This window comes from Vibrio sp. Vb0349, assembly GCF_033338975.1.
The window spans coordinates 42,362-68,398 of sequence record NZ_JAWOTS010000002.1 but is presented as its reverse complement, the minus strand read 5'-3'; the positions used below and the strand labels follow the sequence as shown (position 1 = coordinate 68,398).

The window sequence follows — 26,037 nt, the reverse complement described above, 5'->3', positions numbered from 1 at the left end:
CTCAGTTGGACTGAGGTGAGTAACACAAGTTCATTAATCTTTTGGTGGCGCAGGTGCCAGTACTTCACGGTTACCATTATGACCCGGAGCACTTACGATGCCCTGCGCTTCAAGCTGCTCTACAATACGGGCGGCACGGTTGTAACCTATCTTAAATCGGCGCTGAACACCGGAAACCGAACCTCGACGTGATTGAACCACGTGCTCAACAACTTGATCGAAGAGCGGGTCTACATCTTCATCCGCTTCCATTTGCTCACCTGGCAATAGACTTTCTGGAGTTTGATCTCCACTGATGATCTCTTCAATGTAGTTCGGTTTACCACGCGCTTTCCAGTTGTTTACAACAGCATGAACATCATCATCTGATGCAAATGCACCGTGAACACGAGTTGTATGACTTGATCCCGGCGGTAGATACAACATATCACCCATACCAAGTAGTGATTCTGCGCCGCCTTGATCTAGGATTGTACGAGAGTCCGTTTTAGTCGATACCGTAAACGCAACACGAGTTGGAATGTTCGCTTTAATTAGACCGGTAATAACGTCAACCGATGGACGCTGAGTCGCAAGAATTAAGTGAATACCTGCCGCACGCGCTTTTTGCGCCAAGCGAGCAATCAGTTCTTCAACTTTCTTACCTACCACCATCATCAGGTCAGCAAATTCGTCAACAACAACGACGATGTAAGGCAGCTTTTCTAGCAATGGCGGTTCAGTATCCATGCTGTCGCCTTCCTGCCAGAACGGGTCATGGATTGGGTGGCCCGCTTCTGCTGCCATCTTCAATTTTTCGTTGAAGCCCTTCACATTACGTACACCTAATGCCGACATCAATTTGTAACGACGTTCCATCTCGCCCACACACCAACGTAGAGCGTTTGATGCGTCTTTCATATCAGTCACAACTTCAGAAAGAAGATGAGGGATACCTTCATAAATAGAAAGCTCTAGCATTTTCGGGTCAATCATGATGAAGCGTACATCTTCTGGACCTGCTTTATACAGCATGCTCAAAATCATCACGTTCACACCCACCGACTTACCAGAACCTGTTGTACCTGCTACTAACACGTGAGGCATCTTCGCAAGATCTGCCACCACAGCTTCGCCCGCAATGTCTTGACCTAACACAACCGTTGTTGGTGACGTTGCTTGCTCAAACTGAGGGCTACTGATGACATCAGATAAATAGACCGTCTGACGACTCATATTTGGCAGTTCCAAACCGATGTAAGGCTTGCCAGGGATTACTTCCACAACACGTACCGCCATCGCAGACAATGCACGCGCTAAGTCAGTTGAAAGACCAGAAATACGACTTACTTTCACCCCCGGCGCCAAATCAAGCTCAAAACGAGTGATCACTGGACCAGGATAAATACCAACCACATCGGCTTTGATTTTGTAGTCAGCGAGTTTGCTCTCTACCAATCGAGCGACCTGCTCTAGCGCATCACGGTCGATAAAGTTTTCACGTTTTTCTGGATGATAAAGCAACTCGAGCGTTGGGAGTGGCTCTTCCGGAACTGGCAAGTTTTCTTCTTTCTGTACCAAAAATGGGTTCTGTGTTGCAGCGACTTTGGCTTGTGCATTGGAAACCATATCTTGGAATGCGGTAACGTCTTGGTCGTTGTCTTGGACCTCTTCTACTTCCACTTTTTGAGGAGCAGGTTCAAATGTTGTTGAAGGTGTTGCTGCTTGCTGATGAGGCGTTGTTGGCTGTACTTGCTGCGCAGGCTGAGACTCCACTTCGTCTTCATCATCTAACACATCAAAGTCAGAGATCGTAGGCTCAATATGTTGGCTCGACTCTGTTTGCGCCGTGATGCTATCTAATACAGCAGAATCAATTGCAGGCTCTTCATGTACAGGATGCTCAATACTTGGCTGCTGTACTTGCTCTGCTTCAAATTGTTCGTACTGCGCATAATCTGGTTCAACACTGATCGGTTCTTCTGTAGCTGTATGTTGCTCTACATAGGAAGAGTAAGTGTCTGCAAATGATGGGGCTGCCTGCTCTTCAGTTCCCCAGTCATCTGCTTGTTGCGCCGCTGCTTCAAGCTCTTCTATCGTAACATTCAGTTGCTTGGTGCGTTCCAAGAGCGGATCAACGTTATCCGTGTTAACCGTATGGATAGGTTGTATTTGAGGCTCAGGTTCAGAATAAACTGGCGCAGCATTAACCGTAGCCTTGCGTTGTGGTGGCGTCGGTTCTACCATCGCCTGTTCCGCAGGCTTATCAGGTTTCGCTTGCGGCATATAAATAGGATACTCATGCGCTGGCGCCGGCTCTTTCGGTTCATCGACATCGTACGCCGTTAAATGAGGAAGCGGCTCATCATCAATTTCATGGTCTACATTGTGTTTAGGCGTAGAGACTTTGTCTTCTACAAACTCATCAAGCTGAGGTTCTAAAACTTCCTGCTCTGAACCTCTTGCCTTATTTGCAAGCGCGGCAATTAGTGCTAACGCACGATCACCAAGCCATTCCACGATGTTAAGCCATGAGATGCCAGTGAAGAGCGTAAAGCCCGCTCCCCACAAGAACAGCAATACCAATGTGGTACCGAGTACATTCAATGTAGGTAAAGCGAGACTAGACAACACATCCCCGACCACACCTCCGGATGAAAAATACCAAATGTCATCAAAATTAATATCGGCAAGACCGCAACTGGTCATAATAAGGACGACCAGACCGAGCAGCCTTGTACCCCATAGCATGAAATCAATGGGCTCATCTTCTCCTCGTTTACGGCAAATCACCCATGCAGCCGCCGCTAGCAAGAAAGGGATTGGGTAAGCGAGAGAGCCAAATGTGAAAAATAGAGTATCGGCTAGCCAAGCGCCGAAAAGGCCACCAGCATTATCGATATCCCCTCCCCATGCGGTTTGGGACCAAGAAGGATCGGCCGGACTGAAGGTAAATAGTGCAACCGCAAGCAATACCGAGCTAAGAACGCCAACGATAAAGCAGCACTCTTTTAAGCGTTGGAAGCCATTTAAGCGTGAAGACTGGGGCTCTTCACTGGTTTTGATAATGGTTTCGACTTTCTTTGCGTTCTCTTTGAACATAAATCAACTTGAATATGGAAATGAAATAGGAAATTGCAAAACATTCCGAGCGGCATCAAGCCGCTCGGTAAATTGATTTAACCATATCAAGGAGAAAAACCCAATTACTCTCTGGCGAAAGCGGAAGCATATACCGCTTTCTTTGCAAGAAATTAACGAGTTTTGATCACAAGCTGGTTAGATTGTTTCACTTCTTCCATAACAACGTATGTGCGAGTGTCATTTACGCCAGGTAGACGTAGTAACGTATCGCCCAATAGTCGGCGGTAAGCACCCATATCTGATACACGGGTTTTAAGAAGATAGTCAAAGTCACCTGAAACAAGATGACACTCTTGTATGTCGTCTAGCTTTTGAACAGCTGAGTTAAACTGCTCAAACACATCCGGCGCACCACGGTTTAGCGTAATCTCAACGAATACTAATAGTGATGCATCCAGGAACTGCGGATTCAATAATGCAGTATACCCTGTGATATAACCCTGACGCTCTAAGCGACGTACACGCTCCAAACATGGCGTTGGAGAAAGTCCCACACGTTTTGAAAGCTCAACGTTTGAAATACGACCGTCTTTCTGCAGCTCATTAAGAATGTTGCGGTCGATACGGTCTAGTTCCTTGGACGGCTTTTTATAGTTGTCTGCCATTTTTTATTCCACCTTATTACTTCCTTGCAAAAAAATATACTACAACTTTTTAATATTTGGTGCCAAATTTTACAAATCTATAACTATACTAGTTATTAATTCGACAATAACACCCTACTAACAGTTAATACAACCATTATAGAAAGAGGATACAGGATGATCATTGGCGTACCTAAGGAAATCAAGAATCACGAATATCGTGTTGGTATGATCCCAGCTAGCGTGAGAGAACTCATCTCACATGGTCACCAAGTTTTAGTTGAGACCAATGCAGGTGCCGGCATTGGTTTTTCAGACGATGATTACATCGCTGTCGGCGCATCCATTCTCCCTCATGCTGCTGACGTATTTGCGCAAGCAGACATGATTGTAAAAGTAAAAGAACCCCAAGCAGTAGAGAGAGCAATGCTCCGCGAAGGGCAAATTTTATTTACTTATTTACACCTAGCACCAGATTTTCCACAAACTGATGAGCTAATCAAGAGCAAAGCTGTCTGTATAGCCTATGAGACTGTAACAGATAATATGGGTCGTTTGCCACTGTTAGCACCAATGTCAGAAGTGGCAGGTCGGATGTCTATCCAAGCTGGCGCGCAAACGTTGGAAAAATCGCACGGCGGTCGTGGTCTACTCCTAGGCGGCGTACCTGGTGTTGAACCTGCAAAAGTCGTTATCGTTGGTGGTGGCGTTGTTGGTGCAAACGCTGCTCGTATGGCGGTTGGCCTTCGCGCTGACGTCACTATTCTAGACCGTAACGTAGACACACTTCGTAAGCTTGACGAAGAATTCCAAGGTCGCGCAAAAGTGGTTTATTCTACTGAAGACGCTATCGAGAAGCATGTTCTAGAAGCGGACCTAGTTATCGGTGCCGTTCTAATTCCTGGCGCAGCAGCACCTAAACTGGTCACTAAAGAGCACATTGCTAAGATGAAGCCTGGTGCGGCAGTGGTTGACGTGGCAATTGACCAAGGCGGTTGTTTCGAAACTTCGCACGCGACAACTCACGCAGATCCAACTTACATCGTTGATGAAGTGGTTCACTACTGTGTAGCAAATATGCCTGGCGCAGTTGCTCGCACTTCAACATTTGCACTCAACAACGCTACACTTCCATACATCGTGAAGTTAGCAAATAAAGGCTACCGCGAAGCACTTCTAGAAGATAAAGGCTTCCTTGAAGGTCTAAACGTTATTCACGGAAAAGTAACGTGTAAAGAAGTAGCAGAAAGCTTTGACTTGGAATACGTTGAACCAACTCAAGCTATCGCTATGTTTAATTAATGACAAAATAAAACATAATTTGTCACGTTTTGTTTACAAAAGCCCACTCATAAGTGGGCTTTTTCATATAGAGCGTTTGGCTATAAAGAATAACTAAATCTTATATGCACAAATTAAAATATTTCTAGGCGTGACCGATTTAGGGCAAAACTCTGACAATCTAACACGGTAACCACGTTCTTCAAGATAAAGCACTTTGTCTAATGCGAGCCAGATCTCCAACGGACGTTGAAAAACAAGTTGCACTAAGCTCATTCTCTCCATTTGCCAGAAGCGTTGTTCGCTTAACTTTTCAAAATGAGAGAAATCGATTTCTTGAGGAAGAACAATGCCTTTTTGCTCCGCTGCCCAGCGACAGAACGATTCAAAACCATCACTTAATTGCGACTTACGGATACTCGGCACAGGCTGATACTCTGCCATTCCCAAAGCTTGTCGCGTGATCAAATCAAACCCAAGACGAAACATCATTTCCTGCTGACGATGACGACGCACGCGCTCTCCTCCCGTCACCGTTTGTTGTAATGGGATACGCAGTTCTTGCTTAGACAATGAGAGAGAAGAAGCCCTGCCCGATTCCGACATCGGCTGGTATTGTTCCGACTGAATCAAGTGGTAACAACAAGGTGATATGGTCATCGCAGCAATCCCATTTTCACTGCCGTACTGCATTAGACGAACGTGAAGGTCACCGCATGCATGCAGTGCTACTGCGTGTTGCGTTGGCTTAAACACGGCTTTCGCTTTGCTATCAAACGCGTCGCCTTGAATAAACGTCATCTTCCAATGATGTTCATTGGCTGCTTGTTGTCCCGAATCGCACAGTGCTTGTTGGTATTCAAAGCTGGTTACAGGCTGATCGGTTTGCGCGGTCAGGATTCGCCCCAAGTAACCTTTACCTGAGCACCATTCTAGCCATTCTTCGCCACAGTGTTGTTGAATTGCAGCTTCACCCATCGAGCTAATTTGCTCCAACTTACGTCCCGGAATACCGTTATCTAAACCACGAGCGAGTTCCAAGCCGTTTAACGACAAAAGCTCTAAATGAGTCAGTTCTGCGAGTTGTTCAAGCTCAGGCAAAAACGGACTAAGTGCTTTTAACGCGAGTTCTGGTGCTGCTTTGTATTCTTCGATTTGAGAGGGAGTAAGAGACGCTAGCCATTGGCACAGTCGAGGATGTTGCTCCTGCCAAGGTAATGACGTGTGAATGCTGCTTTTAAAAGGCTCGAATCGCCACAAAGATTGGTTTTCGATTAAGCAGTCATTAATAAATTGAAATTGCGTTTTCATAGCTACCCCCTACAACGAGCGCATTGTAGAGGGAATCGAAACATCAATGAAGTGTTATCTCACCGGAAGCTCGATGTCTTTAAACATCTCTTCGATTTCTGCATTAGACTTCAACGAAATCGCCTGCTCAACCACTGGACGCGTTAAGTGCGGTGCAAAACGCTCCATAAAATCGAACATGTAAGAGCGTAAGAATGTACCACGGCGGAAGCCGATGCTCGTGGTGCTCGCGCCAAACAAATGGCTCGCATCTATTGCAACCAAGTCACCGTCCTGCTCTTCATCCACAGCCATGCTTGCAATCACACCCACACCAATACCCATACGAACGTAAGTTTTAATGACGTCTGCATCAGTTGCAGTGAACACCACTCGCGGGGTTAAACCTTCGCGGTTGAATGCTGTATCCAGCTCTGAACGGCCAGTAAAACCGAACACGTAAGTGACTAATGGGTAAGCGGCAAGATCACTGATCGTTACTTTGTATTTCTTCGCTAGTGGGTGGTCTTTAGGCACAACTATTGAACGATTCCAGTGATAACAAGGCAGCATGATGGCATCTTGATATAAGTGAAGAGCTTCTGTCGCAATCGCAAAATTCGCTGTGCCTTTAGCTATCGCCTCAGACATTTGTGATGGTGTACCTTGGTGCATGTGTAACGACACTTTTGGATAACGAGAAGTAAAACCTTTGATGACATCTGGCAGTGCATAACGAGCCTGCGTATGTGTCGTGGTGATATTCAGCGTCCCCATTTCTGGATGGGTGTGCTCTCCAGCCACCGCTTTGATACTTTCTACACGAGCGAGAATTTCTTGAGAGATACGTACAATTTCTTCTCCAGCTGGCGTCACTTGCGTTAAGTGCTTACCGCTACGTTCAAAAATCTGAATGCCTAACTCGTCTTCCAGCAACCGAACCTGTTTACTGATACCTGGCTGAGAGGTATATAAGCTTTCCGCCGTTGCAGATACATTCAGATTATGGTTTACAACCTCAACAATATACTTCAGCTGCTGCAGTTTCATCGTAATCCCTTACTTATTCATGAGAGAGTTTATTGGCCACTCAAGCGAGCGATATAATAATTAGTTATAACGCGTTCAAATCGAAATGAACAGCAATTTCTAACTTATACCTCAATCACATACTAATAATCTTCAAGCAAGAAACAATATGCACAAAGTTGAGCCAATAAATGACCGAAGTTCTATGATGTGACTTCTATCAGTAACTAAAACGTGGGAGAGACAAAATAATCAAACAAATAAGGTGCCGAGTAAGATAAGATTCATGTATTCTTTAACGCTAGCCGCAGAAAAGTAAAGCAGACGCAAAGATATGAATATTGGTTTAATAATCGCTTTGGTAGCCATCCTACTGGTGTTAATCCTAGGCTATAACATTATGTTGCAATATAAGGTTAAAGTTGAAACCGCAAAAAGGCAGGAATCAGCGCGATATGTAGCCTTGATAGATGGTACTGAAGAGTTGATTGGTCATGCACACCATATCCCTTTTAGTAAAGAGCTGTTGCTGTGTCTAAACAATCGTATTCTTGACGCGCTAGAGAGCATGCATGAGCTGGACCCGAAGAACAAGCAACTTGCTCAACGTATCGAAAATATGAAGCAGCAGATTACGCAGCTAAAAGAGAATGGTCCTACTGGCGAGAGTACCACTTTCAAGATGCCGAGTAGTGATAAACAAGCTATCGTCATGCTTAAGCTGGTTAAACGACTTCGCGACACTATCCGTAACGAGCACAACAAAGGCCGATTGGATACCCAGACTTACGTCACTGAAAATGCGCGCTTGGAAACGATGCAAATTCGCATCAACATTGAAAATGTCATCAAAAGAGCAAACGACTCTATCGCTCGTGGCCAACCAGGCACCGCGCTTCAACTGCTGCGTAAAGGTATCGATGCTTTGAGCACTAAGAGCGATCCTTATTCTATTCAAGCGAAACAAAAGCTTGAAGAGATGTTGGGTGACTTAGATAAAAAGCGCCAAGATAAAAGCGATGCCGAAATGCAGCAGATTGCTGACAAAGAGCGTGACAATGACATGGAAGCACTCTTCGGCGAGAAGAAAAAGTGGTAACATTCACTTCAGGTCAAGAAAGGCTGCAATTGCAGCCTTTTTTCTATCCGCAAGACAACGGATATGCCCAATAAAAATGTGAAGTACTAAAACTAAAATGATGAATCTAGACGCCTATCAAGATCTTCTTGCTCCCATTAACCAATTTCTGCAATGCAGTACACCTGATGAATGGGTAGAGGAAGCAAAGAAACCAGAGAACCTTCAAACCATTTTGTTAGACCACCTACTGTGCGAACTAAAAGCTGGCCAATCTGCCATGTTTTTAATTCGTAAGTATGCCGTTGACCAATCCAGTTCACATGCTCTACTTGACTGGTTTAAGCCCTACGAAGATTTTGCTTACCGTAACGTAGGCTCATTGGAAACTTTAAAAGGCAAGAGCAATATTTCTAAGTCAATCATGGCTAAGTCCGACTCACCATACAGCCAAGATTTGATCGATAAGATGGTGCTTTTGATAAAAGAGGAGTTACACCACTTTTATCAAGTTTTAGAGATCATGGAAAGTCGTGGAATTGAGTATAAAAATATTCCAGCAAGTCGCTATGCTAAAGGACTGATTTCGCATATGAAGACTCATGAGCCGGAAACGCTGATCGATAAACTCATCATTGGTGCGTACATCGAAGCCCGATCTTGTGAGCGTTTTGCCAAACTAGCACCACATATGGATGACGATATCGCAAAGTTCTACATTTCTTTATTACGTTCTGAAGCACGCCATTACCAGGATTATCTTGTATTAGCGGAGCAAATCGCAGGCAAAGATATCAGCGAGCGCATCGCCTACTTTGGACGTATAGAGGCAGATTTAATTTCTACGCCAGATACAGATTTTAAGTTTCACAGTGGTATTCCAGCCTAGCGAGCATATTCTCCCAAGGTTGAGCATACTCTGAACTTATATAGACAGAGAATAAATAAGCCGGACATTTCGTCCGGCTTATTTATTGTAGCAATGAGGTTAGGAATAAAGCTGAAACACAACAGCTAGAGCTGGAATGAACCTATTCGAGTTTTCAAGTTGTGCGCTAGGCTACTAATCTGCTGACAAGCCACAGCCGTTTGTGAAGCTCCCTCAGCCATCTCTGTTGAAGCACTATTAATATGCTCCACACTGCGATTCAGCTCTTCGGATACAGAATTCTGCTCACTGCACGCCGTTGCGATTTGTGTGCTCATTTGCGCTATGTTATCGACAGAATGTTCAATTTCTTTTATCTGGCTATCAGCATCATTAACTTGCTCAACACACTGAGAAATACCCTCCTGACAATCACGGCTTGAATGCCCTATTTTACTGCTGCTCTCTTGTAGCTGATTAACAATTTCCACAATTTGTGAAGTGGAGTCTTGAGTGCGTTGCGCCAGAGAACGAACCTCATCTGCCACAACAGCAAACCCACGTCCTTGTTCACCAGCCCGAGCGGCTTCAATTGCGGCGTTCAGTGCTAACAAGTTTGTTTGCTCGGCAATCCCGCGGATCACATCGACGACCACATTGATATTGTTTGAGCTCGATTCAAGCTCACGTGCCAGTTCATCTGATTCTTGGATCGTATGTGATACACGCTCAATTACTGCGATAGTTTGTTGTAACGTCGCCGTTCCTTGCTTTGCCACTTCCGCAGCCGAATAAGCAGAGGTTGCGCCAACTTCGGTATTTTGTGCCACTTCACTTACAGCAGCTTGCATCTCTGTCATCGCAGAAGCCACCGAGCTAAGTTCAATTTGTTGATTTTGCATACCAGAGGCGGTCTGAGAAGAAATAGCACTCACTTCCTCTACTGCTGCCGTTAGCTGAATCGTTGAGTCATTAATCTCAGAAACCAGCGAATGTAAGTTTGTTTGCATACCGACAAGCTCTTTAAGCAACGTTCCTAACTCGTCTTTGCTCAATTCACTTTCGTCGATTTGATTATTCAATTGACCCTTGGCGATTTTGGAAGCGAATTCCAATGCTCGATCAACAGGCCCGCAAATGACTCGAGAAAGCAACATGGCAGACATTACCATGACCAATGCGACGACGAGCGCACCAACAGCAGCGCTGTATTGTGTAAATGCCGCTTCACTTTGTACTTCTTCACCAATCAAATTCACCAACTCATCGTTCAACGCGAGGGTATCATCCAAGCTGCTCAACGCTTTTGAGTAGGTATCGAAACTCGATAAAATCACATCATTTGCACTTTCAGCATCACCTTGGCTTAGCAGTGCGTTGTAAGTCTTCGTTTCTTTGATGTATTGATTCCAAGTTTCTTTAAAAACGCTAAAAGACTGCGTTTCACGCTTATTAAGGTCGAGCTTTTCGTATTCTGCAATACCAGCCTGCACATCAGAACGCCATTGGTCGAGGCCTTTTAACCACTCACCAATTTTGGGGTGATTTGCGTTTGGCAATAAAGAGAACTCATCTTTACGCACTTTAGTAATATCAACTTGGATACCTTTCAAAATCGCAACAGAAGGTAAACTTTTATCTGTTAACACTGAGATGTCTTTATTCAGTGTTAACAAACCTTGCACCAACATTACTGACACTAAACCAAACACGGCAAAAACGGTTAAATAACTAACCGATATTTTCTTTACGACACTTAAGTCTTTAATACGCATGCACTTTCTCCCCGCAGCCTTTCCAAACCTCTCACTTAAGTGAAAGCTTAACCTCTAAAACACACTGTTTTTTGCGCTCGATATCATTGAACGCTCTTATATACATCGGCTTGAGAGATCAAATCTTGACCAGTAATTGATAGTTTTATCACAAGCTATTTTAGAGATAGGCTCGCATGCTCCGTATTGTGTCTACATCTTTTCATGAGCGCTTCTCGGCGCAGATCCAAGATCTCATCGATGAGCTTTTCTTTCGCGTTTATCCCAAAATGCTGGGCATAATTTTTTACTTTTGCTATCTCATTAGGCTGCAAGCGGTACACCTCTTTCTTTAAACGCGCTTCTGCTTCACTTCTAATCAGACCTTGCTCTTGTAACAATTTAATGATGGTTTCATCGGTTGGATTTACTGCTCTAGCCATGGTGCTCCATCTATCAATTTGAGTTCTAGCCATATGGCTAGATGAATGACGCCGCACAACTTATAGAGCAAAGATGACAGCTTGATTGCAGTGAATGCAATTCGTTGACTGTTGGTATTATTTTTCCACCGCTTCAACGGCCACACACTCAATACCCCCATCCTAACCATTGAATAAAGATCACATTCTGATAACAATTTTCAGCGCTGGCTTAGATGTCATCCATATTTAACGTGCAAGTAACATTTATAAACAAGAATGATTGCTCTAGTTCAAATGATGGAAAAATAAGATGAAATTTTCGCAGTGGAGCCTTTTATTAAGTAGCTTGATAGCGTTACCCTGCATTGCAGATACCGACGTTTACCTAACGAATAACTCTGATCAACCGTTAACTATTCAAGTAAAACATGAAGGCAGTGATTTGCTTCAATACGGAGAAGAGTGGCAACAACATGTGCAGGTACTTGGTCCGTGGGAAACTAAATCTGTATTAAGCTTCAACCGCTGGGAGGGCGTGAAATCAAATCAAACTTACCGTTTTGAAACTGTGGTTTCTAGCCCCGAAGGTGAAAGCATAACACTCAATCAAATAATGGAAGGCCATTGGTACAATTCGACCATTGAATACGGCTTATCCGCAGCCGATGTCGAGTTATCTCTCAAAGATGATCGTAACATTCATCGTGCCAACACTAACGCTTTTGGTACGAGAGAAACCGAACTGGCATTTAAGTCAGACAGTACCGCTCGATATGATGATCTTTACTACACCATCACGCCAAGCAAGGTAGCGGAGTCTGTCGACAACGAAGAACAAAACCTTAAGTTGATGACTTATAACATCTGGGCGTTGACGGCTATTGCATCGCACATTGGAGATCGTTACGAACTGATTCCTCAACATGTAAAAGGTTACGATGTTTTGGCGCTGCAAGAGGTGTTTGCCAGCGGCCGTGATGCATTCTTACGTGAGTTAGCCAAGGAATATCCTTACCAAACAAAGATGTTAGATAAAGAAGGCGTTAATATTCATGATGGTGGCGTAATCATAGTTAGTCGCTACCCTATCGTGAATGAAGCGCAATATGTCTTTCCCGATTGCTCTGGTACAGACTGCTTTGCCGATAAAGGCGTAAATTATGCGGAAATAATTAAAGGTGGTCAGGCTTACCATGTGTTTGCTACCCATACCGCATCTTTCGATACAGACACCGCCCGTGAGTATCGTCAGCGCCAGTTCAAACAAATCCGCACACTCGCCCAATCTCTTAACATTCCTTCAAGCGAAACTGTGGTATACAGCGGCGACTTTAACGTAAACAAAAGAAAGTTCCCTGGTGACTACCAACAAATGATCGCTAACTTAAGTGCCATAGAGCCTCACTACTCTGGTTACACGGAGTCAACCTTTGATCCCCGTATCAATAACTTCGCAGGTGAAGCGTTATCAGGTGGCGAAAACGTGGAATACCTTGACTATGTTATGGTGAGTAGTGAGTACGGGGTGAAATCATTCAATGACAACCGTGTAGACGTGCCCCGCACAACCGCAGAGAGTTTATGGAAACACTACAACCTTTCTGACCATTTCCCAGTAAGCGCAACAATCAAGCCATGAAGAAAATCGCTTTGATAATCATGTCCGCCATTATGGCGGGCATGATATTTTTAACTTTCAATCACGATGTTCAAAAAAAAGAGCTCGCTTCCTCTCCTTCCCCTAAGACAAAAAATCAGAGTGTCTCCAGTACCTCACCACAAACAAGCAGCATCGTGCCCGATACAGATACTTCACCACAAACAACTAAGCTCCCTTCCACAGTTCAAATAACGACTGAGCGATTAACTCAACTCAAAGGCAGGAAACTTGTCGCTGAACTTGAGACGTTTTGGCAAGAGTGTATGTTGGACCGTAGTTGTGAAGAGCAGGTCGCCTTGTTTGAGGCGCATTTATCTTCAGCTCGATTCCAGCTTTTGGCGAACTACCCTCAGCTCAGCAGCCAATGGCAAGAGAGTGTAGGAAATTTGTTATTTGATGAGCAGCAATCACTGGCGTCGCGTATTGCACAGCTGAAGAACGAAGCAAGACGCATCTGGGGAGAATTGGCTGATGTTGTTTTCGCGGATGAGTTCGCGCTGTACGATTTCAACTTAGAAGCCCAAAAGCTGGACACTCAAAGCCCAGATAACTTTTTGCGAGCTTTCGAGCAACTCACCATTGACTGGCAAGAACATGCAGGTGCTATCGGGCTAACAAGCGACCAGGAAAAATATGAGCGTGCGGTCACCCTGATTCCTAATAGTATAAGCCTACCAGATCGCTTGGCGCTCATCGCAGAGCTAGAACGAACTTACTTAACGAAAGAAGAAAGTAAAAACATTCATGCTCGTCGGCAGCAAATTACAGAGCAAAAAAAACGAGTCAAAGATTATCAACAAGCATTACAGCAACTTGAGTCCAAACTAAGAACGCAAAGAGCCTCTAGCCATTCACATTTGTCAGAACCGGAATGGCAAAGCTATTACCAACAAGAAGTCGCGGATTTTCGTCGTGAATTTTTTTCTTCTTAATAATGCGCTTTGACTGACTGGGAACTTAAAAAGGCACGTTGCTAACCAGCCGTCGTGCCTTATGTTCAACTCTCTACTTTTAATTCAGAACAAATTTAAACCAAATACATCTTTCACATCAAATAGCACTTTTTCGGTTTTCTCGCGAGAACGCTCACTACCTTGTTTTAAAATATCAATCAGCTGCGCTTTATCATTCAAATACATAGCGCGCTTTTCTCGAATAGGGCGAAGCATCTCTTGTAAGCATTCTTCTAACACTTTCTTGGTCAAACCATCACCTAATCCACCTCGTCGATAATGGTCTTTTAGCTGTTCTACATAATTTTTATCAGGATGAAAAGCATCGAGGTAGATGAATACAATATTCCCTTCGACTTGGCCAGGGTCCTCAATTTTCAGATGATTGGGATCGGTATACATAGATTTCACTGCCGCGGAAATCTCCTTTTCGGAGGCGCCTAAGTTGATTGCGTTCCCCATGCTTTTAGACATCTTATTTTTACCGTCAGTACTCGGCAAACGAGGTGCATCGCTAAGTAATGGACGGCATTCCCTAAGAACCTCTTTCCCACCCAGGTGGTTTATTTTTCTCACGATTTCATTAGTTTGCTCTAACATCGGCAGCTGGTCATCACCCACTGGTACTAGCGTCGCATGAAACCCCGTAATATCAGCAGCTTGAGAAATTGGATACGTTAAAAAGCCTGCGGGAATAGAGCGTTCAAAGCCTTTACTTTGAATCTCATTTTTAACCGTGGGGTTTCGCTCTAATCGTGCGATAGAAACAAGATTACTGTAATACATTGTCAACTCGGCTAACGCTGGAATTTGAGACTGCAACGTGATCGTAGTTTGAGCGGGGTTGATACCAACAGCCAAATAATCTGCAACGACATTGAGAATATTAGAGGATACCTTTGATGGGTTATGCGCGTTATCCGTCAGCCCTTGCATGTCCGCAACCAAGATCGTTTGCTCGTGCTCCGTTTGCAATTTGACTCGTTGTTGCAATGAACCAATATAGTGCCCGAGGTGTAATGGACCTGTTGCTCGATCTCCGGTAAGTATAATTTCACGCTGAGATGTATTTTTATGGCTATTCATATTTGTCTCCAAGTATTTAATAGATCGCTACTGGAGATAAAAAGATCAAACACTCTTAGCTACCATCCAGCAGCTTAAGAATGTAAGTATTCCGCGCCGCTCTATTTAGAGCGCCACCAAGAGAAGGTTGTTAATGAAGGGCGAACGTGTATTTTCATGTTTTTTAAACTAACAGCACACACCGCAGAACTCAATCTGTTTTGTACTGAATTAGTGTGAGTGTTCCAACAGCCAATTAAGAGGATTACATTGGTAAAGACATCGCAATGACCAAAACCGCACCAAATACCGAACCAGAGACAAACGCACACAGTACAGTTTTGTTGTGTTTCCTTTTCATTGATGAACTCCTATCCATAACTACGATGACCAGCCCTCACATCTAATACGCATGTGGATGCATCACGACAACGAGTTAACCAACATATCGCACGTAGGACCAGTACCGCTTTGTTAAATTGGGACCTCGTCCATAACTTGGAGTGTAAATGACTCCGGAACCTACAACAGAAGAAAATTTCATCACGTTACTATCCTACCCTCCGGGTTTGTGGCTTAATAGGCAACAGGAACACTTTTTTCTTTTGCTGCGGATACTTACATGGAAGCTGTTTTACATCAGTTGCAATTCTCTTTGTCGATAACCGGACCTATCTGTTTGATGTTGGTACTTGGCGTTCTTTTTAAGCGCTTTGGTCTAATCAACGATAATTTTATCGAAGTAGGCTCTAAACTGGTGTTTCAAGTTACCTTGCCTGCAATGTTATTTGTCAGCATTGTGGCTTCAGAACACGACTTTTCCGCGGCAAGTGGATTTGTCAATTTCGGCGTCATCGCTAGTATTTCGTTTTTCATTTTCACCTACCTTTCCGTCAAACTTCTGTTCAAAGCATCGCCTGACCAAGGCGTTCTTATCCAAGGTGGGTTCCGAGCAAATACAGGTATTATTGGCATCGCTTACGTTGCCAATGCGTATGGTTCTCAAGGTGTGGCGCTAGCAGCGCTCTATGTCGCGGTCACCACATTTATTTATAACGTCCAAGCGGTAATTTGCTTATCGCCCAAGGGGGCAACGTCTGCCTCGCAAGCAGCAAAGATGATGGGCCGAACACTGACTAGGAATCCGCTCATAATCTCCATTGTTCTAGGAATGGCTTTTTATTTACTCGCTATTCCAGTACCGAATGTGGTTATTGACGCAGGAGACTACTTGTCCAAAATGACATTGCCTTTGGCGCTGTTGTGTACGGGCGGCTCACTTGACTTTAGCTTGATGAGAAAAGAGAAAGGTCCATCTTGGTTTGCGAGCAGTTACAAGCTCATCGTAGCGCCAGTCATCATCACCATGGGAGCTTACTTAGTAGGGTTTCGAGGAATTGAGCTAGGTATTCTTTTCTTTATGAACGCCTCTCCAGTCGCTGCTGCCAGCTATGTCATGGCGCGTTCCATGGGAGGCAATGCCACGTTAGCTGCAAATATCATCGCACTCACTACGGTGCTTTCTACCGTGACCTGTACGTTGGGCATCCTATTTCTTAAGTTCTACAGCTTAATATAATTGGTCCGCGATAAAATAAAGACGCTAAACGGCATTGATGTCAGTTACTGGTCGTGATTCGCAAAAGTGAGCTTTCTTACCAGACGAAAAAATTCACTCGCTTCAGATTCCGACAAACAAGAAAAAAACTCTTTCTGTAAATTCGTCATGATTTGATGAACTTGCTTTAAAGCATTTGCTCCCTCTTTTGTCATGCTTAGCATTTTAAGGCGCTGATTCGATTTACTTTTAGAAACTTGAACAAACCCTCTCTTTTCCAGATTGTCCACCATCCGCTTTGCTACACTTCGCTCAGTTCGAACCGCATCAGCCAACGCTTGCTGGCTCATAGGTTGAAATTCTTCTAAAGCGGCCAGTGCACTTGCCATTTCTAGTGTCATCAAATTTTGCCGAGACAGCTCGGCTTGGGCACGATTGCGGTACATGCGCTGCATCACACCGCAGACAAACATAGGGCTTTGATCCAAAACGGAAATTGGGGAAATTTTCTGATCTTTCATCGTCGTTTTTCTTCTTTAGGCTTTCATTCGGCCGAAAAGGCTGTGCTGATACTGCACACAACACGCCGTCTTTCAGGCTCGCGTCATAGACGGTAACCACCAAGTGAAAACATAAAATAAAGAGCGCCGAAGCGCCCTTTAATCGTGTTTATTATCACTAGTATAACTCAGTTAAAACAAGCAAGTCCTACTCGCTTTGCTGAGTGGGTTTAGTGCTGGTCTCAGACAACTCTGCCTCCGACTCTTTTCTCGCACGTCGATCAAACAATCGCTCAACCACTACAAAGAAGATTGGGACGAAGAATATACCCAATATCGTGGCACTGATCATGCCACCAAGTACGCCGGTACCTACTGCGTTTTGACCTGCCGATCCCACACCTGAACTGATAGCAAGTGGTACCACACCCAAACCAAAAGCAAGCGATGTCATGATAATTGGGCGCAGACGAACGCGAACAGCATGTAAGGTTGCTTCGATAAGCCCAGCGCCTTTCTCATAGTAGTCCTTTGCAAACTCAACAATCAGAATGGCGTTTTTGGTTGCCAAGCCGACCGTCGTTAATAAGCTCACCTGGAAGAACACATCGTTGTCCATACTTCGCGTCATTACCGCGAGCACAGCACCAAGCACACCAAGAGGCACAACTAACACCACGGCGAAAGGTACTGACCAACTTTCATACAAAGCGGCGAGAACTAAGAATACGACGAGGATAGATAGCGCATATAGCATCGGCGCTTGGTTTCCGGAAAGGCGCTCTTCATACGAAATACCATTCCAGTTCACCGTGAAACCTTCTGGTAGCTTTTCTACCATTGCTTCAATTTCTTCCATGGCTTCACCAGTACTTACACCAGGAGCTGCACCGCCTTGAATATTCATTGCTGGCAAACCATCAAAGCGCTGCAAAAGAGGAGAGCCATAGGTCCACTCGCCACTCGCAAAAGCAGAGAAAGGCACCATCTCTCCTTTAGCGTTGCGTACGTACCATGAATCGAAGTCTTTTGGCTGCATGCGGTATTCCGCATCACTTTGCACCATCACTTTCTTCACACGACCGCGATCAATATAATCGTTAATGTAAGCCCCGCCCCATGCAGCTGACAGGATTTGGTTTACGTCATTGATACTGACATCCAAAGCACGAAGTTTGACGTGGTCAATGTTAACTTTGTACATTGGCGCATCTGCCTGACCGTTTGGACGAACACCGACAAGTTTCGGGTTTTGTGCTGCCATGCCCAGAAGTTGCCCTTGAGCCGCAACTAATGCATCGTGCCCTTTATTCAACGAGTCTTGGAGATAGAAATCGAAACCTGTCGAGTTACCTAGCTCTTGAATCGCTGGAGGGGCGAACGCAAACACCAAAGCTTCTTTAATGGTAGAGAAGTACCCCATCGCTCGACCAGTAATGGAAGCGGCATCGGCGCCAGGCGCTTCACGCTCAGACCAATCTTTCAGACCGATAAATGCCATCCCCATGTTTTGGCCTTGGCCTGCGAAACTAAATCCAGCAACGGAGAAGACTGACTTTACATTGTCTTTTTCGTCTACTAGGTAAAAGTCACGCATTTTCTCAAGTGTTTTTTCCGTCTGTTCTTGTGTTGAGTTAGGCGGCAAAATAGCCATTGAGAATACTGTGCCTTGGTCTTCATCTGGCAAAAATGACGTTGGAAGGTTCATAAATAACCAGCCAGCACCTGCACTCATTGCCAAAAATACAACCAACATGCGACCTGTGCGTTTTAGAAGTTTGGCAACGCCGGTTTCATAGCCTGCTGTCATCGCATCAAACTTGCGGTTAAACCAGCCAAAGAAGCCTTTCTTCTCTAGAAGCTCAGCATCGCCTTTTTTCAGCAACGTAGCACACAATGCTGGAGTCAGAATTATCGCAACCAAAACGGAAAGCGTCATAGCCGCCACAATAGTTATTGAAAACTGACGGTAAATAACCCCGGTAGAACCAGACATAAACGCCATAGGGACGAATACCGCTGAAAGCGTCAAACCGACACCAATCAGGGCACCAGTGATCTGTCCCATCGATTTTTTGGTCGCTTCTTTGGGCTCTAACCCATCCTCATGCATCACACGCTCGACGTTTTCCACCACAACGATGGCATCGTCCACCAACAAACCGATAGCCAGAACCATCGCGAACATGGTTAACGTGTTTACGCTAAATCCAGTCGCGTACAAAATAGCGAAGGTGCCGAGCAGTACGACAGGCACTGCGATCGTTGGAATGATCGTCGCACGGAAGTTCTGCAAGAACAGATACATGATTAAGAACACAAGAAGAATGGCTTCTAATAGCGTTTTAACCACTTCTTGAATCGAGGCTTTGACGAATGGCGTCGTTTCAAATGGGTAAGCAATCTGCAACCCTTCTGGGAACGTAGCACTCAGTTGGTCTAAGCGCTCTTTTACCGCATTGGCTGTCTCAAGCGCGTTTGCGCCAGTACCTAATGAAATACCTAACCCCGACGCTGGGAAGCCATTATATTGGCCTCGAATATCATAACTTTCTGCACCACGTTCAACACGAGCAACATCTTTCAAATAAACATTAGAACCACTGGCGTCAGACTTAAGAATGATGTCTTGGAACTCTTCCACACTGCTCAAACGACTTGCAGACGAAATCGTTGCATTCAACAACTGGCCTTCCTGCGCAGGTGCTGCACCAAGTTGACCTGAAGAAACTTGCGCGTTCTGTTCACTGATCGCGTTCGCTACATCGATTGCGGTCAAGTTGAATTGCGTAAGCTTAAATGGATCCAGCCAAACTCGCATCGCATACTGCGCACCAAACGCCTGCACTTGTCCGACACCAGTTACACGACTTATCGGGTCTTGAATATTCGTTACAACAAAGTCGCCGATATCGTTTTCTGTAAAGTCTGGATCTTCAGAATAAACTGCGACAACCATGAGAAATGCCGTATTGGATTTATTTACGACAATACCTTGGTTTTGTACCTCCATCGGCAATGAAGTCAATGCCAATTGCAGTTTGTTCTGCACCTGTACTTGCGCGATATCAGGATCAGCTTCGCTATCAAACGTCAGGGTAATTGTCGCATTACCAAATGCATCACTGCTCGATGATAGGTAGCGAAGGTAATCTAATCCCGTCATGTTTTGCTCGATAACTTGCGTTACCGAGTCTTCAACGGTTTTTGCTGATGCACCTGGATAGCGAGCACTGATGGTGATCGTCGTCGGAGAAATCGTTGGGTATTGCGAGACGGGTAAATTGAATAATGACATTACCCCCGCCAACATCGTTAGAATCGCGAGAACCCAAGCAAATACCGGACGATCGATAAAAAATCGTGCCATAATTACTCCTGTTCACCGTTTTGGATAGTTACCGAACTGCCTGGCCCTACCTTTTGTAAACCGGCGGTAATGACTTTATCACCCGCGTTCAAACCATCAATAATGCGCCATTGGCTATTGATCGCTTCGGCAGTCTTCACTGGTTTCGCTTCCACTTTGTTCTCGCCATTAACCGTCATCACTGTCGCTTTACCTGTCGCATCACGAGATACCGTATTTTGTGGTATTAGAATCGCATCAGGGTCGACACCAGTAATGACCGTCGCACGAACAAACATTCCAGGTAGCAACAAACCGTCAGGGTTTGGGAATTCGGCACGAAGCGTCACGCTGCCCGTACTTTCGTTCACATTGACCTCAGTAAATTTCATTGTGCCTTTGTGTTCGTAAGTGCTGCCATCTTCAAGCATCAATGTAACTTGCGCAGAGTCATCTTCTTGCATATGGCCTTGGGAGAGTGATGCTTTCAAACGCAGCAGTTGCGCGGATGATTGCACAATATCAACATTGATAGGGTCAAGCTGCTGAATGGTCGCTAATTTGGCAGCTTGGTTAGCCGTAACCAACGCACCCGCTGTCACACTCGATTTACCGATCACCCCGCTAATCGGAGCTTTGACTTGCGTATAATCTAAGTTGATTTTTGCTGTGTTGATCTTGGCTTTTGCGACTAGGACCTGCGCTTTCGCTTCTTTGTATGCCGCTTCTGCTTCATCCAAGTCTTGTTGGCTGATGGATTTTTTGGTGATCAAGGTTCTGTAACGCTTCACCGTGGCATAGGTCGACTCTGCCGCAGCTTGCGCACGGATTAATTCCGCTTCAGCGCTCAGCAAATCAGCCTGAAATGACGAATCATCAATTTGATATAGCGACTGTCCTTGTTCAACAAATCCACCTTCAACAAAATTTCGTTCCGAAATAATGCCAGTAACTTGCGGACGAACTTCTGCTTCTTTGAATGCTCGGCTACGACCCGGCAGCTCTACTGTCAATGCTTGGCGCGTTGGCTGCACTGTTAACACTTCTACTTCGGTTGCGGGCGCAGGACCACCACCTTGGCTCGATCCTTCTTCGCTAGGTTGACATCCAACCACAAAAAGGCTCGACGCAATCAGCAGAGATAGCGTGGTTTTACGTCTCATGAATTTTTCTCTCTTATCTACCGACAAGCCTTCAAGATTCCTTATTAAAAGCTTCTAGAATGACTTAATAATGACTAAAGGATGTATATCCAGAACAAATTAATTAGGATGATAAATACCCAGTGTTGTACATACAACAAAATTTACAGTTCTATACGCTTACGAAAAACGTTTATGGTAAAGGTGTTATGAAGTTCTCAAATTTGAAGATTTTGGGTTGGAAATCACATTTTCCTGTGTGCAATTGCAATGGTTAAAAAGCAGCAAAAGTGATGATAAAAGCATCATCATGCTGTACAGAGTTTGTTACCACTGTCTAGGGTTATTTGCCCACTCTGATATACGAACTAAAGTGAGAAAGGAATGTAAATGTAGTCGAAATTTCACAAGTCAGGTTCGCCACTTATCTAAAAAATAACCCGCTAAGAAGCGGGTTATTTCGTCAGTGAGATTGCTGTTCTCAAGCTTATACTTTGAACTGACTGACCTGATGATCTAAACGTTGAGTTTGCTCTGACAACATGGCTAAAGAAGCTTGCGCTTGGTTTACGATTTCCACAATTGAAGTGCTACTGTCTGCAATGCCTTGTACGTTGCTATTTACTTCGTCACTTACTGTACTTTGCTGGCTCGCAGCCGTTGCAATGTGTGTATTCATCTCGTTCATACGTGAAATCGCGTTCAAGATTTCAGAAAGGGATTCACTCGCTCGGCCAGCGGACTTGATCGTTTCATCACTGCTATTTTGGCTACCGCGCATCACTTCTACAGCTTGTCCTGCACCAGATTGTAGCTTTTCAATCATGGTTTGGATTTCTCCCGTACTCTGCTGCGTACGACTGGCTAAAGAACGAACCTCGTCCGCTACCACAGCAAAGCCTCGCCCTTGCTCTCCAGCGCGAGCCGCTTCAATGGCTGCGTTAAGCGCTAATAAGTTTGTTTGCTCGGCAATACCACGAATTACATCCAGTACGGACGCAATGTTACTCACATCATGATCCAATGTGTTAATGACGTGGCTTGCGCTTTCGATTTCACTTGCGAGGCTACGAATTGAGCTAACCGTTTGATCCAAAATAACATTGGTATTGGTAAGTTCATCATTAGCTGTTTGGCTCGCAACCGCAGCTTCGTTAGCGCTATCGCTTACATTTCTGCTGGTGACTTGCATTTCATGCACTGCCGCCGCTACCGCCTCGCTATCTTTTTGCTGAGAAACGGTCGAGTTCGCGATGGTCGTGGTCAACGAGCTAAGATTTGCCATTTCGTTACGTAAGGTATTTGAGCTTTCAATTACCTGAGCGACTGTCACTTGAATTTTGGACACAAACTGGTTAAATGCGTCTGCTAAATTGCCAATTTCGTCTTGTGTTTTTACATCGATTCGCTGACTTAGATCACCTTCACCGGACGCAATTTCTGTCATCGCATTTTTAATATCATTGATAGGCTTCACAACCGTTTGTAACAACAAAAAAGCCATCGCGATAGCGGCAAAAATAACAATCACAATGCCAGCCTCAAGAATGAGTTCTGCTCTTGTTGCAGCCGCTGATATTTCGTCCTTCAATTGGCTTTGCTTTTCTTCTATTGCATCTTTTACAACGTTAAGCTGCGCTCTAACCTCGATAAATTGGTCTTCAAAGGTATGTTTGTGCTCATTGTAGTAACCACGCCATTGAGATTGAGGTAAACGTAGCATCGCCTCATAACTTGCTAACCACTTTTCACCCAAAGAGACAAGCGTTCGAACTTCATTACCATGTGTAGAAGGCGTCACACCGGCTTGTGATAGCTCAATCATTTGTTCCATACGTGGCAGTGCTTTGTAGGCGTTGTCTTTGTATTCACCGATGTGATGATCAATATCGTTTTGAGTATCAGAAAGTGCAACACCTTGGATTGCAGATGTTGCTTGGTAAAGATCGCGATAAGCATCCTCAATCGTTAATAAGTTCGGCACGATCTCTTCGTTGAGTGTCTCACTCAATTCAGATTGCTTCCAACTTGTCATAACGTTTAATACAGAGCTCACAATAAACAATCCAATAATCAATGACAGCGGGATCACTATCTTCTGCTTGATCGTTAAGTTCTGGAACATGAATAGACTCTCTTTATTTATGGTATACAAACTGCCGGAAATTATATCAAACAAATAGAGTATACTATTAGGTAAAAGAGGCTATTCAACATGAAATCTAATGACTTTTTGACAAGGGTTCTAATTTCAACAATTAGTTGATTTTATACAAAATTTAACAAAGAGATCTTTTCAAAAGATGCAAATTAAAATGCTCTTTCAAAACGAAAAATATGTAACAGAAAGTGAATTAAAAGGGACCACATTTTGAAGAATAGATCGACTCAATGATTTACTGAGAACACATACAAAACACAGTTCTTGGATTGAGCACCACCGCGGAATATGCAAAGGTCCGAACATTTCTTCTAAAGCTCAAAAAAACCATTGTTTATCTGACGTATTTAAGGGTACTCCTTGATGATGTTAGTCGTGATGTTGGCAGACAGGATGCTTACAAGTTTTCGAAGTTAACCAGTAGCACAGTGAACGATTCAGATTTTCTTGAGCGCCAAGGCAATAAAAAAGTTTGCTATTTTCCTCTCAAGAGACGCATTAAAGAAAATAATGCAACCTAGTCACAAAGTCTTGCTACATCTTCAGAAAAGAATGATGTTGCTAAACAAATCTGGTGCAGCATACACATTGAAGCTAAACTCGTTTAAGGAACTTTTTCATATCAATATGAGAAAACATAGATTTCTCAAAGTTACACCGACCATTCAACGATTAAACTAATGTTAGCGTACCGGTACGTCCAAAAACTCCATGCATGAACCATTTGAAAGAGCCAAAATGTTCCAACCCAACTTCGCCTCAGTGGAGTGGCGAGTCGTTTCGCTCGCTCTCCTACTCTCTCTTCCTAACACAGCTCAAGCGGATCCACTAGATAAGGAAATTAGCAACCTTCTCCAACAACGTTTTTCTATCGCGGTTTTGCTGTCCGACACTGACGCAATTGCGTTTGGTATTGGCGACTTTGATCCGAATGCATTATTTGATACCGCCAACCCAGAGTTCGGGACTGACGAGTCAATCAATGAACGTCGAAGCAAATCCGTATATGTTCTCCCTTACACGACTAACTTTGACATAGAGGGCAGCGAGGACTTACATGAGCTGTCGTTTAAGGCATTTACGATACAAACAGAGAATGATCTCAAACTATTCGGCACAAGTAAGGATCTTCTCAAGGAAAGGACATACGGTGCATCGATTGGTTATGGGTATCTATACAAAGCAAGTGAAAACGTCACCCTTAGCACCAGAACGACGACTCACCTTATGCGTTATGAAAACTCATTCTCTACCGATAATAAACTTTCATCCATCATTGGAAGAATCCTAGACGGCCGTGCCGTTAACGTTTCAGCATGGGCGGCAATAGTTCAACCATCCATTAAAGCCAAATACACGTCTCCCACAAGTTGGGGGAAATGGCATGCCAGTTCGACATTGAATTCATTCATTGGGCACAGCTGGGGAAGCGCAAATAACGGCAATATAGGCAACCCTAAAGGTTGGTACCTATCTAATGAAATCACCGGTTACTACAATATTTATCACGGTGAGCAAGCTTTATTTACTGGGATTAAAAGAGTCGACCTTTCGCATGATTTAAGCGACGAACTTGGAAGTCCGCATTACTACGAAGCTTCTATAGGATGGCTATTTTATGCACCAAAGCCCTTTGATTGGTTGGACAATTTCGGCATAGGCGTTAACTTCAACTACGGCTCGACTCTCAGAGGTGGCAGCATTCAACTTTACTACAACAAACAATAAAGCCGTCAGTACATGAACCAGTTGGTAGCATATATAACAAGAAGAACTAGAAGACACAAAAGGAATGGCAGAGTTAGCGTCTTCGCAAACTTTTTCATGAGACTTGGGTTATCAAACACTACACCTTCCGCTTCTCTTACCCTTCGCTCTTCGTCAAAATGCCATTTAATGGCTAAGTAGGCTCCTATCCCTAATACAATAAGCTTAAAAGCTCCAGCAAAGTAAGGAAAGAAATTAGCCCAACTGTCGTTCATTATCCATCTCCATCAAATTCAATATCAGCTTTGCGGTGGCAGAATCCAAAGTTCATGTAGAATGCCCCCCTCAAAGTCAGACTCTCTGGCTAGCGCCAGTCTACTGCTCGAGATAGCTGTCCACAACTCTCTTTACCAGATCGGCATTTATTAATTATTTAATAAATAACAAGAAAGACACTAGCACACTTGCTGAAAAGTAAGTGTCAGTTTGGATTGAAACTCATCAGGAATC

Annotated in this window: 19 protein-coding genes; 7 read left to right on the top strand and 12 right to left on the bottom strand. The window is 44.3% G+C overall.

Annotated elements, in window-relative coordinates; genetic code table 11:
* Positions 1-33: 33 nt before the first annotated feature.
* Both R7Q47_RS03590 and lrp read right to left on the bottom strand, forming a co-directional pair.
* Positions 34-3,081 (bottom strand): DNA translocase FtsK 4TM domain-containing protein, encoded by a 3,048-nt coding sequence (locus R7Q47_RS03590; protein ID WP_130546643.1) that lies wholly within the window; start codon positions 3,079-3,081, stop codon positions 34-36.
* A gap of 152 nt (positions 3,082-3,233) precedes the next feature.
* Positions 3,234-3,728 carry a leucine-responsive transcriptional regulator Lrp gene (lrp, locus tag R7Q47_RS03585; RefSeq protein WP_005378234.1) on the bottom strand — a complete coding sequence of 165 codons (495 nt, stop codon included), beginning with the start codon at positions 3,726-3,728 and terminating at the stop codon, positions 3,234-3,236.
* Positions 3,729-3,884: 156 nt separating this feature from the next.
* On the opposite strand from lrp, the gene ald reads away from it, so the two are divergent.
* Positions 3,885-5,009: an alanine dehydrogenase gene (ald, locus tag R7Q47_RS03580; RefSeq protein WP_005378241.1), complete on the top strand. Its 1,125-nt coding sequence runs from the start codon at positions 3,885-3,887 to the stop codon at positions 5,007-5,009.
* A gap of 93 nt (positions 5,010-5,102) precedes the next feature.
* On the opposite strand, the gene R7Q47_RS03575 is transcribed toward ald, so the two are convergent.
* Together R7Q47_RS03575 and cysB are read right to left on the bottom strand one after the other, a co-directional pair.
* Entirely contained in the window at positions 5,103-6,299 is a 1,197-nt protein-coding gene (locus R7Q47_RS03575; protein WP_154204705.1) for a methyltransferase, read from the bottom strand.
* 54 nt (positions 6,300-6,353) lie between these two features.
* Entirely contained in the window at positions 6,354-7,328 is a 975-nt protein-coding gene (cysB, locus tag R7Q47_RS03570) for an HTH-type transcriptional regulator CysB (protein WP_318088646.1), read from the bottom strand.
* A 313-nt stretch (positions 7,329-7,641) separates the two neighbouring features.
* On the opposite strand from cysB, the gene R7Q47_RS03565 reads away from it, so the two are divergent.
* Both R7Q47_RS03565 and miaE read left to right on the top strand, forming a co-directional pair.
* Positions 7,642-8,406: a hypothetical protein gene (locus R7Q47_RS03565; protein ID WP_005378247.1), complete on the top strand. Its 765-nt coding sequence runs from the start codon at positions 7,642-7,644 to the stop codon at positions 8,404-8,406.
* Between the two features lie 97 nt (positions 8,407-8,503).
* The gene (gene miaE, locus R7Q47_RS03560) at positions 8,504-9,274 is read left to right on the top strand and encodes a tRNA isopentenyl-2-thiomethyl-A-37 hydroxylase MiaE (RefSeq protein ID WP_005388968.1); all 771 of its coding nucleotides are present in this window, start codon (positions 8,504-8,506) and stop codon (positions 9,272-9,274) included.
* A gap of 125 nt (positions 9,275-9,399) precedes the next feature.
* Here miaE and R7Q47_RS03555 read toward each other — a convergent pair whose 3' ends face one another.
* Positions 9,400-11,028 (bottom strand): methyl-accepting chemotaxis protein, encoded by a 1,629-nt coding sequence (locus tag R7Q47_RS03555; protein ID WP_005388969.1) that lies wholly within the window; start codon positions 11,026-11,028, stop codon positions 9,400-9,402.
* Positions 11,029-11,183: 155 nt separating this feature from the next.
* A complete protein-coding gene (locus R7Q47_RS03550) occupies positions 11,184-11,450 on the bottom strand; it encodes a hypothetical protein (RefSeq protein ID WP_017634954.1) in 267 nt (88 codons plus the stop codon).
* Between the two features lie 292 nt (positions 11,451-11,742).
* On the opposite strand from R7Q47_RS03550, the gene R7Q47_RS03545 reads away from it, so the two are divergent.
* Together R7Q47_RS03545 and R7Q47_RS03540 are read left to right on the top strand one after the other, a co-directional pair.
* The gene (locus R7Q47_RS03545; protein ID WP_154204706.1) at positions 11,743-13,071 is read left to right on the top strand and encodes a sphingomyelin phosphodiesterase; all 1,329 of its coding nucleotides are present in this window, start codon (positions 11,743-11,745) and stop codon (positions 13,069-13,071) included.
* Positions 13,068-14,024 carry an ATP-dependent dsDNA exonuclease gene (locus tag R7Q47_RS03540; protein ID WP_154204707.1) on the top strand — a complete coding sequence of 319 codons (957 nt, stop codon included), beginning with the start codon at positions 13,068-13,070 and terminating at the stop codon, positions 14,022-14,024. Before R7Q47_RS03545 ends, R7Q47_RS03540 begins: the two co-directional genes overlap by 4 nt.
* An 84-nt stretch (positions 14,025-14,108) precedes the next feature.
* Here R7Q47_RS03540 and trpS read toward each other — a convergent pair whose 3' ends face one another.
* Positions 14,109-15,131: a tryptophan--tRNA ligase gene (gene trpS / locus R7Q47_RS03535; protein ID WP_025766897.1), complete on the bottom strand. Its 1,023-nt coding sequence runs from the start codon at positions 15,129-15,131 to the stop codon at positions 14,109-14,111.
* A 601-nt stretch (positions 15,132-15,732) separates the two neighbouring features.
* On the opposite strand from trpS, the gene R7Q47_RS03530 reads away from it, so the two are divergent.
* On the top strand, positions 15,733-16,689 hold the full coding sequence (locus tag R7Q47_RS03530) for an AEC family transporter (RefSeq protein ID WP_025766898.1): 957 nt from the start codon (positions 15,733-15,735) through the stop codon (positions 16,687-16,689).
* A gap of 44 nt (positions 16,690-16,733) precedes the next feature.
* Here the strand turns inward: R7Q47_RS03530 and R7Q47_RS03525 are convergent, their stop codons facing one another.
* The 4 genes from R7Q47_RS03525 to R7Q47_RS03510 form a co-directional block, all read right to left on the bottom strand.
* The gene (locus R7Q47_RS03525; RefSeq protein ID WP_017635039.1) at positions 16,734-17,189 is read right to left on the bottom strand and encodes a MarR family winged helix-turn-helix transcriptional regulator; all 456 of its coding nucleotides are present in this window, start codon (positions 17,187-17,189) and stop codon (positions 16,734-16,736) included.
* Between the two features lie 187 nt (positions 17,190-17,376).
* Entirely contained in the window at positions 17,377-20,538 is a 3,162-nt protein-coding gene (locus tag R7Q47_RS03520; protein ID WP_054576391.1) for an efflux RND transporter permease subunit, read from the bottom strand.
* Positions 20,539-20,540: 2 nt separating this feature from the next.
* On the bottom strand, positions 20,541-21,680 hold the full coding sequence (locus R7Q47_RS03515) for an efflux RND transporter periplasmic adaptor subunit (protein ID WP_053349487.1): 1,140 nt from the start codon (positions 21,678-21,680) through the stop codon (positions 20,541-20,543).
* Positions 21,681-22,146: 466 nt separating this feature from the next.
* Entirely contained in the window at positions 22,147-23,784 is a 1,638-nt protein-coding gene (locus R7Q47_RS03510; protein ID WP_154204708.1) for a methyl-accepting chemotaxis protein, read from the bottom strand.
* Between the two features lie 774 nt (positions 23,785-24,558).
* On the opposite strand from R7Q47_RS03510, the gene R7Q47_RS03505 reads away from it, so the two are divergent.
* Positions 24,559-25,548 (top strand): Solitary outer membrane autotransporter beta-barrel domain, encoded by a 990-nt coding sequence (locus R7Q47_RS03505; RefSeq protein ID WP_054576388.1) that lies wholly within the window; start codon positions 24,559-24,561, stop codon positions 25,546-25,548.
* A gap of 5 nt (positions 25,549-25,553) precedes the next feature.
* Here R7Q47_RS03505 and R7Q47_RS03500 read toward each other — a convergent pair whose 3' ends face one another.
* Positions 25,554-25,802 carry a hypothetical protein gene (locus R7Q47_RS03500; RefSeq protein WP_064368010.1) on the bottom strand — a complete coding sequence of 83 codons (249 nt, stop codon included), beginning with the start codon at positions 25,800-25,802 and terminating at the stop codon, positions 25,554-25,556.
* Positions 25,803-26,037 lie beyond the last annotated feature (235 nt).

Bases quoted from the DNA above. Each gene is read 5' to 3' on its own strand.
- R7Q47_RS03590 (WP_130546643.1), bottom strand. From the start codon at position 3,081: ATGTTCAAAGAGAACGCAAAGAAAGTCGAAACCATTATCAAAACCAGT.
- lrp (WP_005378234.1), bottom strand. From the start codon at position 3,728: ATGGCAGACAACTATAAAAAGCCGTCCAAGGAACTAGACCGTATCGAC.
- ald (WP_005378241.1), top strand. From the start codon at position 3,885: ATGATCATTGGCGTACCTAAGGAAATCAAGAATCACGAATATCGTGTT.
- R7Q47_RS03575 (WP_154204705.1), bottom strand. From the start codon at position 6,299: ATGAAAACGCAATTTCAATTTATTAATGACTGCTTAATCGAAAACCAA.
- cysB (WP_318088646.1), bottom strand. From the start codon at position 7,328: ATGAAACTGCAGCAGCTGAAGTATATTGTTGAGGTTGTAAACCATAAT.
- R7Q47_RS03565 (WP_005378247.1), top strand. From the start codon at position 7,642: ATGAATATTGGTTTAATAATCGCTTTGGTAGCCATCCTACTGGTGTTA.
- miaE (WP_005388968.1), top strand. From the start codon at position 8,504: ATGATGAATCTAGACGCCTATCAAGATCTTCTTGCTCCCATTAACCAA.
- R7Q47_RS03555 (WP_005388969.1), bottom strand. From the start codon at position 11,028: ATGCGTATTAAAGACTTAAGTGTCGTAAAGAAAATATCGGTTAGTTAT.
- R7Q47_RS03550 (WP_017634954.1), bottom strand. From the start codon at position 11,450: ATGGCTAGAGCAGTAAATCCAACCGATGAAACCATCATTAAATTGTTA.
- R7Q47_RS03545 (WP_154204706.1), top strand. From the start codon at position 11,743: ATGAAATTTTCGCAGTGGAGCCTTTTATTAAGTAGCTTGATAGCGTTA.
- R7Q47_RS03540 (WP_154204707.1), top strand. From the start codon at position 13,068: ATGAAGAAAATCGCTTTGATAATCATGTCCGCCATTATGGCGGGCATG.
- trpS (WP_025766897.1), bottom strand. From the start codon at position 15,131: ATGAATAGCCATAAAAATACATCTCAGCGTGAAATTATACTTACCGGA.
- R7Q47_RS03530 (WP_025766898.1), top strand. From the start codon at position 15,733: ATGGAAGCTGTTTTACATCAGTTGCAATTCTCTTTGTCGATAACCGGA.
- R7Q47_RS03525 (WP_017635039.1), bottom strand. From the start codon at position 17,189: ATGAAAGATCAGAAAATTTCCCCAATTTCCGTTTTGGATCAAAGCCCT.
- R7Q47_RS03520 (WP_054576391.1), bottom strand. From the start codon at position 20,538: ATGGCACGATTTTTTATCGATCGTCCGGTATTTGCTTGGGTTCTCGCG.
- R7Q47_RS03515 (WP_053349487.1), bottom strand. From the start codon at position 21,680: ATGAGACGTAAAACCACGCTATCTCTGCTGATTGCGTCGAGCCTTTTT.
- R7Q47_RS03510 (WP_154204708.1), bottom strand. From the start codon at position 23,784: ATGTTCCAGAACTTAACGATCAAGCAGAAGATAGTGATCCCGCTGTCA.
- R7Q47_RS03505 (WP_054576388.1), top strand. From the start codon at position 24,559: ATGTTCCAACCCAACTTCGCCTCAGTGGAGTGGCGAGTCGTTTCGCTC.
- R7Q47_RS03500 (WP_064368010.1), bottom strand. From the start codon at position 25,802: ATGAACGACAGTTGGGCTAATTTCTTTCCTTACTTTGCTGGAGCTTTT.